10 protein-coding genes and 1 pseudogene are annotated in these 10,250 nt (G+C 63.1%); 8 read left to right on the plus strand and 3 right to left on the minus strand.

What is annotated here, in order from left to right:
- Positions 1-79: 79 nt before the first annotated feature.
- The 8 genes and pseudogenes from GJ668_RS18660 to GJ668_RS18695 all read left to right on the plus strand — a co-directional run bounded on the left by GJ668_RS18660 (position 80) and on the right by GJ668_RS18695 (position 7,212).
- A complete protein-coding gene (locus tag GJ668_RS18660; protein ID WP_246195002.1) occupies positions 80-241 on the plus strand; it encodes a restriction endonuclease subunit S domain-containing protein in 162 nt (53 codons plus the stop codon).
- Positions 242-520: 279 nt separating this feature from the next.
- Complete coding sequence (locus GJ668_RS18670; protein ID WP_155451616.1) at positions 521-1,693, plus strand: hypothetical protein; 1,173 nt, start codon at positions 521-523, stop codon at positions 1,691-1,693.
- Between the two features lie 50 nt (positions 1,694-1,743).
- Positions 1,744-4,352 (plus strand): annotated as a pseudogene (locus GJ668_RS18675) (type I restriction endonuclease subunit R); the annotation flags it as partial.
- Positions 4,318-4,443 carry a type I restriction enzyme endonuclease domain-containing protein gene (locus GJ668_RS21315; protein ID WP_425482511.1) on the plus strand — a complete coding sequence of 42 codons (126 nt, stop codon included), beginning with the start codon at positions 4,318-4,320 and terminating at the stop codon, positions 4,441-4,443. The pseudogene GJ668_RS18675 and the gene GJ668_RS21315, both read left to right, overlap by 35 nt.
- Positions 4,444-4,446: 3 nt before the next feature.
- Positions 4,447-4,767 carry a hypothetical protein gene (locus GJ668_RS20790; protein ID WP_425482510.1) on the plus strand — a complete coding sequence of 107 codons (321 nt, stop codon included), beginning with the start codon at positions 4,447-4,449 and terminating at the stop codon, positions 4,765-4,767.
- Between the two features lie 334 nt (positions 4,768-5,101).
- Complete coding sequence (locus GJ668_RS20195; protein ID WP_186343211.1) at positions 5,102-5,575, plus strand: hypothetical protein; 474 nt, start codon at positions 5,102-5,104, stop codon at positions 5,573-5,575.
- A 26-nt stretch (positions 5,576-5,601) separates the two neighbouring features.
- Positions 5,602-6,192, plus strand: coding sequence for a class I SAM-dependent methyltransferase (locus tag GJ668_RS18690; protein ID WP_155451618.1), 591 nt, complete (start codon positions 5,602-5,604; stop codon positions 6,190-6,192).
- Positions 6,193-6,249: 57 nt separating this feature from the next.
- Positions 6,250-7,212, plus strand: a complete 963-nt coding sequence (locus GJ668_RS18695; protein WP_155451619.1) for an ADP-ribosylglycohydrolase family protein — start codon at positions 6,250-6,252, stop codon at positions 7,210-7,212.
- Positions 7,213-7,403: 191 nt separating this feature from the next.
- Here the strand turns inward: GJ668_RS18695 and GJ668_RS18700 are convergent, their stop codons facing one another.
- From GJ668_RS18700 to GJ668_RS18710, 3 genes are all read right to left on the minus strand, one after another.
- A complete protein-coding gene (locus tag GJ668_RS18700; RefSeq protein ID WP_155451620.1) occupies positions 7,404-7,856 on the minus strand; it encodes a DsrE family protein in 453 nt (150 codons plus the stop codon).
- A 180-nt stretch (positions 7,857-8,036) separates the two neighbouring features.
- Positions 8,037-8,477, minus strand: a complete 441-nt coding sequence (gene yiaA / locus GJ668_RS18705) for an inner membrane protein YiaA (RefSeq protein WP_155451621.1) — start codon at positions 8,475-8,477, stop codon at positions 8,037-8,039.
- A gap of 27 nt (positions 8,478-8,504) precedes the next feature.
- Positions 8,505-10,061, minus strand: a complete 1,557-nt coding sequence (locus GJ668_RS18710) for a long-chain-fatty-acid--CoA ligase (RefSeq protein ID WP_155451622.1) — start codon at positions 10,059-10,061, stop codon at positions 8,505-8,507.
- Positions 10,062-10,250: the final 189 nt, after the last annotated feature.

Raw genomic sequence — 10,250 nt, forward strand, 5'->3', positions numbered from 1 at the left:
AGGCAAGCCCCATATCTCAACGGCCAAGGTGCTGGCGGGAACCTGAAGTGTCTCAAAATTGCAACTTAAAAGGGCTGGGTTGGCCTTTAACGCGATCGTCGATTCCCTGCGTCAGAAGATCAGGCGTAATGCTGATGAATCCCGCACCCTCGCCCAAACCCGCGATCTGCTGCTCCCCAAGCTGATGTCCGGCGAGATTCGGCTGCGCGAGGCCGAGCGGATCGCCGAAGCGGTGCTCTGATGCACTCGAACGACCGCAAAGCCCGTTTCTCGCTCGCCTACATCAACGCGGTTGCCTCATGCGCCGGTTTCGATGTAGTCGAACCGACCGTCGACATCGATAGTGTCGATGGAATGTTGATCGCCCATGCCGGACGTCGCCCCCGGCTTGAGTTTCAGGCCAAGGCGACCCGGAACGGGAGAACTCGACCAGCGTCACCGTCCATATTCCCCGCCAGCAGCAATTCAATCCGCACGCCCTGCGAACCCTGATGAACCGGATCGACGAAAAGGGCACGCTATGAAATTCGATCTAACCGACAAGCCCGCTCTCCAGCAACTCCCCTGGAGCGATCTCAAATCCTATCTGGACGCGCAAGGCTGGCATTTGGTCGACCGTATCGGTGACAAGGCGCTGGTCTACGTGCCAGATCCGGTGGCGACCGATCCGGTGGAGATTCTGGTTCCGGCCCGCGATGATCTGGGCGATTACGCCGCGCGCATGGCCGAGGCAATCCAGATTCTGGCCGATCGGGAGGAGCGTTCGGCGCTGGCCGTCTATCAGGATCTCACGACCTCTGGACTCGACGTGGTGCGGTTGCGGGCACCGAAGGCCGACGCGAGCGGAGCCATCGCCATCGAGGATGGGGTGGTGCTCTATCGCGAGGCCGAAAACCTGATGCTCTCGGCGGCCTGCTCGGTCGTCGATTCCCGGCGCACCTACCATCTGCGCAAAGTCACTGAGGCGACCGATTACCTCAAGACGGTTCGGTTCGGACCGAGCGAGCGCGGGAGTTATGTGCTGACCATCCTGTCGCCGGTACAACCGCGCCTCACCCATCAGCGACCGATCGATTTCGACGAGGAGCCTTTCCCGCGCACGGTCATGCTACGGCTGGCTTCGGCGCTCGGCGCCGCCAAGCGGGCCGCCGATCAGGCACGCGCCGATAACGCCTTTGAGCCGTTCGATGCCGCCGTCTCGCAGGGCGTGAGCGCCAATCTGTGCGAGGCGCTGGCCCGTCTGGCCGAAACGACCCAAGGCTTCGACATCGGGCTGACCTGGGCGCGGACCCGCCCCGCCGGACGCGCGCGCCAGACCTTCCATTTCACCCCCGAGGTCGGCGAAGTGCTGCGCGAAGCGGCGCGGATCTTTCGGCAATCGGAACCCATGACGGATACGCGCGTCACCGGGTTTGTGATCGCCCTCGACCGTCCGGTCGAGCAGTTCGACGGACACGCCACGCTCCGGGTGCTGATCGACGAGAAACCCCGCCGGGTGCGGGCGCGCTTCGAGCAAGCCGTCTACGCCCAAGTGATTCAAGCCTTCCAGGACAAAGCGGCGATTTCGTTGCTTGGGGATCTGTTCCCGATCGGGCGGCGCTGGGAGATTCGCAACCCGCGCGCGCTGCAAGTGCTGGAGGATCAGGATGGCGATGAGATCGCCGGCGCTCCAACCCTGGAGTACAGCGCCTGACGCCATCATCCGTAGCGTCCGGTTCGTGACGCTTGAATGGAGAGCGAAGGATGACCTTTATCTCGGAAGCGGATATTGAAGGGCTGTTGCTGGATCAACTGGCGGATCTGGGCTATCAGTGCACGAGCGATGCCGTCATCGGTCCCGAGGGCCACGCATCCGAGCGTGAAGCCTTCTCGGATGTGCTATTGCTCGACCGGGTGCGCGCCGCCATCGCGCGGCTGAATCCCGCAATCCCCGCTGAGGCGCAGGAAGATGCGCTCAAGCAGTTTGTCGCGACCGTCTCGCCGTCACTGATTGAGGAAAACCGCCGCCTGCATCGACTTCTAGTCGAGGGCGTGCCGGTCGAGTTCTACACCGCCGACGGCACGCTGCGCGGCGATACCGTGCGATTGGTCGACTTCAACGATCCCGACGGCAACGACTCGCTGGCCGTCGCGCAACTCACCGTGGTCGAGAACGGCATCAACCGCCGCCCCGACGTGGTGCTCTTCCTCAACGGCTTACCCGTGGCGGTCTTCGAGCTCAAAAACCCCGGCGGCGAGCAAGCGACGATGGCGGGGGCCTTCAACCAACTCCAGACCTACAAGGCCCAGATCCCGTCGCTGTTTCGCACCAACGCGGCACTGGTGATCTCCGATGGACTGACAGCGCGAATCGGCTCGCTCACGGCCAATCTGGAGCGCTTCATGCCGTGGCGCACCACCGACGGACGGACCATTGCCCCCAAGGGCGAAGCCGAACAGCGCGTTCTCGTCGCCGGCGCCTTCGAGCGCGCGCGTTTTCTGGCACTCCTGCGCGATTTCACCGTTTTCAGCCACAGCGGCAACGGACTCTTCAAGATCCTCGCCGGCTACCATCAGTTCCACGCCGTGCGCCGCGCCCTGCATTCGACCCTGCGGGCCTTGGCCATGCGTGAAGCCAGGCCGGAGACGCTGCGCGAGGATCCCGAAGATTACGGTCTGGCCAGCGTGCGCGACTACCGACCCGGCGACCGCCGCGTCGGGGTCATCTGGCACACCCAAGGCTCGGGCAAGAGTCTGTTGATGGCCTTCTACGCCGGGCAACTGGTGCGCTGTCCCGAACTGGCCAACCCGACCATCCTGGTCATCACCGACCGCAACGATCTCGACGATCAGTTGTTCGCCACCTTCGCCCTGTGCGCCGATCTGATCCGTCAGACCCCGATTCAGGTCGAGAGCCGCGAGGATCTGCGCGCCCAACTCAACCGCGCCTCGGGCGGGGTGATCTTCACCACCTTGCAGAAGTTCGCGCCGCCGGCGGGCGAGTCGGCCTATCCGGTGCTGACCGACCGGCGCAACGTGATCGTGATCGTCGACGAGGCCCACCGCAGCCAATACGGCTTCAAGGCCAAGGTGGACAGCAAGACCGGCGAGATCAGCTACGGCTTTGCCAAGTATCTGCGCGATGCCCTGCCCAATGCCGCCTTCGTCGGCTTCACCGGCACGCCCATCGACAGCGCCGACGTCAACACCCGGCAGGTGTTCGGCGATTACATCGATGTCTACGACATCAGCCGCGCGGTCGAGGACGGCGCGACGGTGCCGATCTACTACGAAAGCCGTCTGGCCCGCATCGAACTACCGGAAGCGGCCAAGCCGACGATCGATGACGAGATCGCCGAACTGACCGAGGACGAGGCCCAGAGCGAACAGGAGCGGATCAAGCGCCAGTGGTCGACCATCGAAGCCCTGGTCGGTGCCAAGGAACGGTTGGCGATGGTCGCCGAGGATCTGGTGCGGCACTTCGAGGATCGCGTCGCCGCCCTGGAGGGCAAGGCGATGGTGGTCTGCATGAGCCGGCGCATCTGTGTCGCCCTCTATGACGCCATCGTCGCCTTGCGCCCGGACTGGCATTCCGACGACGACGCGGCCGGACGTATCAAGATCGTCATGACCGGCTCGGCGGCCGATCCCCAGGAATGGCAGCCGCACATCGGCGCCAAGGCCCGGCGCGATCTGCTCGCCAAGCGCGCCAAAGACCCGAGCGACCCACTGCAACTGGTGATCGTGCGGGATATGTGGCTGACCGGCTTCGATGCGCCCTCCATGCACACCCTCTACGTCGACAAGCCCATGCGCGGACATGGCTTGATGCAGGCCATCGCGCGCGTCAATCGCGTCTTTCGCGACAAGCCCGCCGGGCTGGTGGTCGACTACATCGGTATCGCCCAGAACCTCAAGCGGGCGCTGGCCGAGTATTCCGCCGCCGATCAGCGTCAGACCGGGGTCGACGAGGCCGAGGCGGTCGCGGCCCTACAGGAAGCCTTCGAGGTGGTGGACGCCATGTTCCACGGCTTCGACTATCAGCAGGGACTGACCGGGACCGCTCAGGCACGGCTGGCGATCATGGCCGAGGCCATCGAATGGATTCTGGCCCGTCAGCAGGAGGCGGCCGCCCGCGAGAAGACGCCCGAGGCGCAGAAGCGCGCCCATCGGCGGTTTCAGGATGCCACGCTGGCTCTGTCCATCTGTCCAAAGCGTTCGCGCTGGCGTCGGCGAGCGACTATGCACGCGAGATCCGCGAGGCCGTGGGCTTCTTCCAGACGCTGCGCGCGGCCCTAATCAAGACCGGCACCAGTGGCGGCCCGTCGAAATCCGAGCGTGATTGGGCCATCGCCCAGATCGCGGATCCTGCGCCGCTACGGCTATCCGCCAGACTTGCAGGACGCCGCTGTTCAGACGGTACTGGCCCAAGCCGAAGCATTGTCGGCGAGATGGAATGCTTGAGACATGAAAGAAACCCTCAGCCGCAAGCTCGACCCCGCGCGCTTCCCGAACATGAGTCTGGAGATGGCCGCGATTCTGGGATTCGTCTTGGAACGGCAGTACACCACGCCCGTGCTGGCGGACCTGGAGGTAACACCGCATGGTCATGTGATCGCGTGGCCGCTGGGTGAGGATGAAGCCAATGTCGGTCATGCCCTGCATCTGGGAGTCGAAGCGGACCTTCGGGCAAACTTGCGCCGGTTGGCGATGGCAGCCGATCTCGCGCAGCTTCAGCCGGTCGTGGCGGTCAGTTTCGATATCGAGGCAGAGCAACGCGGGTTCTGAGGGCGCGGTCAGCTCCATCCAGTCTCCTTGAGCAGCGGGCAGTGTCCAGACTATTCGTCTCAGGAATATTACAGGACGTGGTGTTGATGCGGCGACCCGGAGTACGATCCTGCCTACCTTCGACCGAAACAGAGGCGCCTCATGACAAGACGTCAAAAGTCGGATGCTTTTCTGAAATCCATTGGGCCACGCAAACTGACCGACGAGGAACACCGCACCTATGTACTTCTCTGCATCGAAGAGGGAAGCCTAGACGCGGGAAAAGGCGTTCAAGAGTGCCTCCTGAAAAATCTCCAGTGCAAACGGAAAGACACAACGGATAAAGGAGCCCTGCATGCCACTCCAGAATCGTGTTGATCCTTGGGGAAATCTGATAGCCGTGGAGGCTCGGGGAGCCTGGATGGGCAATCGCGGCATCCTGCATGATTCACAGCGACAGATCATCGCGCCCTGGAAGCACAAGGCTTGGGTCACATGCCAACTGGAATACCAAGGTAGACCTCCAGGGCCAGCCGGTCGGCGCCGTGACCGAAGCCGAAGAAGCCTGACCCTGAAGTTCTCCGCCCTACCCAAGCCGATGCCGGTCAAGAGCGGCATGAAGATCGGCATTCAGACCGATTCGGCGCTGGTGGTAGCCACGCTCCCGCCGAAAGCCTGGAAGAAGCTGGAGAAGGCGCAAACGGAGTGGCCGCAGTGGGTGGCCGCGCTCACCGGGAAGCTGAGGACGCGGGCCGGGGCGGATTGCGAGGCGGTGGTGGTGCTGGAGCAACCAGCGTTGCAGGTGTTCGAGAAGACGGCGAAGCTATAACGCTCAAGAGCAAGGGGAGATTGAATATGGACATTTCGAAGTGGAAGGATGTATGGGAACGATTCTCTGGGAACGGTGTGTATCCGCATGAGCTGGCGTTTATTCTGGATAGCCCATTACGCAATTTGATATTGCCGGCGAGTCGCCTTGTTGATCGCCTGCATTTGTCGTCCGCTTCGAGGGTGCTCGAAATTGGTCCAGGGCCAGGATATTTCAGCGCGGAAGTCGTGCGCCGGATCCCAGCCGGTCAGCTCGTGCTGTTCGATATTCAACGTGAGATGCTGAACAAGAGCCGAGCCAAACTTGAACGCAAGGGATACCAGAATTTTGGACTCGCCCAAGGAAGCGCGGATAGGCTTCCATTCAAACCAGAGAGCTTCGACGTCGTGTTCCTCGTAACGGTTTTGGGTGAAGTCCAAAACCCATCATCCTGTGTCGCGAATATCAGCCAAGTCCTACGACCACGCGGAGTGCTTTCGTTGACGGAACAAGCGGGTGATCCGGACGCACTTGCCAAGGATGAGCTCAAAAGCCTGGGAGAGGCGGTAGGCTTGCACGTTTTAGAGCATTGGTCTTTTCGAGGTGGCTTCACGCTGAATCTTGTCAAGATGGCATAGGCGAAGAAAGCCATCGACTGAAATGTGTGAAACCGACGATGTTTGAGAGAATTCCTCATGCCCACTGCCCCTCCAGGTCCGCCCACACTCCGCGCCCGCTATCAAGGTGCCCTGCTCGGCCTAGCCGCCGGCGACGCACTCGGCACCACGCTGGAGTTCACCCGTCCCGGCACCTTCGCACCGATCACGGACATGATCGGCGGCGGACCCTTCCGGCTCGCGCCCGGCCAATGGACCGATGACACCTCAATGGCCCTGTGTCTGGCCGAGAGCCTGATCGAATGCCGGGGCTTCGAGGCCGCCGATCAGATGCACCGCTACCGGCGCTGGCGGGGCGAGGGCGATTGGAGCAGTACCGGGCGCTGCTTCGACATCGGCAACACCGTGGCCAGCGCCCTGAATCGCTTCAGCGACACCGGCGACCCCTTCGCCGGCGCGACCGATCCCCACACCGCCGGCAACGGCTCGCTGATGCGTCTGGCCCCGATACCGTTGGCCTTTGCCCGTGATCCGGTCGCCGCCGTGGAACAGGCCGGACAGATGTCGCGCACCACGCACGGTGCCGCTGAGGCCGTCGATGCCTGCCGCTACTATGCCGGACTCCTCATCGGTGCCCTCCAGGGCGTGGAGAAGTCGGCGTTGCTCACACCGCACTTCGCCCCCCTGGGCGTCGACTGGAGTGCCACACCCCTGGCCCCTGCCATTGCCACGATCGCCGCCGGCTCTTTCAAGGAGCGCCATCCCCCGGCCATTCGGGGCACCGGCTATGTGGTCCAGGCGCTCGAAGCGGCGCTGTGGGCCTTCCACACCAGCGACACTTTCGCGGACGGGGCGCTCAAGGCCGTCAACCTGGGCGAGGATGCCGACACCACCGGGGCCATCTATGGCCAGTTGGCCGGTGCCTACTATGGCGTAGAGGCGATTCCCGCGCCTTGGCGCGCCCGATTGACTCACGCTGAGGCCATCGCCCATCTGGCCGATGGGTTGCTGGATCTGGCGGGGCGGGAGGCGACAGATTGAAGCCTGGGTTGGCACCGATAATGCCATCGCCGGACAGTCGGGAAGATGAAGGTTAAATGGCCATACAAGCATGGCGAGCGCGTCGCGAGACCTCAGTCATCGTATTGGCTGCTGGGAAGTCGTCGGGCAGACACGGATTCGCCGATGCCCGTATGACGGTCGCCTGCCATACAGGCAGCAGTGGAGGCCTGCTACCAGGAGAGGGTCTTAACATTAGGGTCGAACAGTAGCCCCATCACGAGATCGGGCGTGCCCATCTGAACGCCGTCGATGAAGTCCTCTTGCGTCAGCCCCGCCGCTTGTGAGCAGGCCGCGCAAGCAATCAGTATCCCGCCGTCTTTCACAAAGGCCTGAAGCATATCCTGAATCGATTGGTCCTTGTCTTTCATCAATCCATGGACATGCGATGGGCGCTTCTTGTTAGCAAGATAGATGCCGCGGACGTTGAGCCAGATGGCCACCGGCTTATAGCCCCGCTTCAGGACTTTCTCGTGCGCAAACATGATCGCCTTGGCGGCGGCCCAGGTGTCATCGGTGGTCAGGTTGACGAACAGCCCGCCTTTTTTCTCCGCCGCGTTGAGGTTCAGAGCAAAGCCACTCAACGCCAGCGCCAGACCGATAGCCAGCAATACACCATTCTTCATCGGATTGATCTCCGTTCGGGATTGAACCAAGGGTGTTAGCGAGCCGACTTGCTCGCCACCTTCCTGCCGATGCGCCTGAGCACCTTCAGAATTTCGCCCAGACGTGAACCGCGAAATCTCGGAACTGGTAATCCGCGAGCACCCACATCTGCTTGTTGAAACGGTATGTCATGCCGAGTGTTAGGACTCGTTGTCCTTGGCTTCATGAACCGGTGACTCCTCGTTCCATAAAGCCATGTCCCGCACATTTTTCTGCACCGCCACGGCCGCAAACAGGCTGAGGATGAAGGACATCGCATAGAAGCCTTTTTCACTGGGCGCGAAGGAGGCGTTCCAGAGACCGACGGCCAGCAGCAAGACCGCCAGGCCGAGCGAAAGCCAGCACAGACCGAAATAGAGTCCCGTCACCGGAATGCCCTCGAGACGGTCCCGCACCGATTTTTGCAGCGACACCGCCGAGAACAGGCCGTACATCAGCAGCGTGAAATAGTAGCCCTTTTCATTGAGCGGCATCTGCGCGTTCCACAGGCCGATCAGGTAGGCCAGCGCACCGATGAATAAGGCGCTCCAGGAAGCGCCGATGAAGGCGCTGGTCGGTCGTTGTGCCGGCTGTGATTTCATGGCAGTACCCCTGTCGAGAGTCGATCACTAAGGCAGACTGACCCCGCGTTCATGCTCGCCGGTGCGTCGCAACTCGCGCTTGAGGATCTTGCCGGCGGCATTCTTGGGCAGGCTCTCCACACACTCAATACGCCGTGGCAGTTCGTGGCGGCCGAGCTGGGTACGGCACCAGTCCTTCAGGGCGCGCGTGTCGAGCTCGCCCTGACCCGGCACGGCCGTGACATAAGCCACGGGGATCTCGCCATGCAGCGGATGCGGCTCGCCGACGACAGCGGCCTCGGCCACACCGGGATGGCGGATCAGCACCTCCTCGATGATCCGGGGATAGACATTCATGCCGTTGGTGATGATCAGATCCTTGATCCGGTCGACCAGATAGAACCAACCGTCGCTGTCGCGCCAACCGAGATCGCCGGTGCGGAACCAGTCACCGTGGAAGCTGGCCCGTGTCTCATCGGGCAGGTTCCAGTAACCGCGCATGACGCTCGGGCTGCGCACGCAGACCTCGCCATGTTCGCCGTCGGGCAGCCAGTGACCGTCCGGGTCGGCGATTCGCATCTCCACGCCCGGCAGCGCCGGACCGACCGAACGCGGCTTGCGTGGCCCGGCCGGTGGGTTGACGCAGGTGACCGGCCCGCACTCGGTGGGACCGTCGCCCTCCAGGATCGGGATCGAGAAACGCTCTTCGAACGCCTGCATGACCGCCTCGGGCATGGCCGCGCCGCCGGAGATGCACAGACGCACCGACGTCCAGTGCGCGACTTGAGTGTCGTCGAGTCGCAGCAGCACCGCGTACAAGCCCGGCACGCCCAGGAAAATGGTCGCCCGATGCGTGCCGATGGCCGCCGTGATCAGAGCGGCCTCAAAGCGCGCTACCGGAACCAGTGACGCGCCGGCGAGCAAAGGCATCACCAGGCCGACGGTCGCGGCAAAGGCGTGGAACATCGGCAGCACGACCAGGACACGATCGCCATCGGCACCGGGGCGGATCTCCAGCACCTCAGCGACCGCCGTCGCATTGGTCGCCAGATTGGCATGCGTGAGCACCGCGCCCTTGGGGCGGCCCGTGGTGCCTGACGTGTAGAGGATCACAGCCGGATCCTGCTCGGGGTCGATGATCGGTGCGGGTGGGTCGGCGGCGGCGAGAGCATCGAGCCGGACATCGACCGTTTCGGGATCGACCGGACCGATCCCCAGACGCCGGGTTACAGTGGGTGCCTCAGCCAATGCCGCAGCGGCCTGTTGCGCGAAGGCGGCCTGGAAACAGAGTGCCTTGGCCCCGGAGTCGTTCAGCACGAACGCGATCGCCGTTGGCGGCAGCAGCAGATTGATCGGTACGACACAGGCGCCGGCCTTGAGGATCCCGAGATAACAGCCGACGAAGTCTGCACCGTTCGGACAGTAGAGTCCGACCCGATTACCGGGCGCGATGCCACGCTCAGCCAGTGCGGCGGCGATCGCGTCGCTGGCGGCATCAAGGTCCGCATAGGTCCAGGTGCGCTCATCGGTGAGGATGGCGGGGGTGTCGGCCAGGCGTTTAGCCGTATGCCTGAAGCGTTCGGGAAGCGTGCGTAAGGACGTCATGGACTCTGGACCTGTAGCGATCAAGGGATGGAGTTCAGCGGATCTACGCCACCTTCTTGGGCTGAATCTCGGGGGTCGCCTCCGGCCCAGCACCCGACTCAGGCTCCACCGGCTTGCCCTTCAGGATCAGCTCGACCTCGCGCGCATGACCGGCCAGATGCACCGTCAGCGTCTCCAGGTCTTCATCAG

This window comes from Allochromatium palmeri, from assembly GCF_009720725.1.
GTDB lineage: Bacteria > Pseudomonadota > Gammaproteobacteria > Chromatiales > Chromatiaceae > Thermochromatium > Thermochromatium palmeri.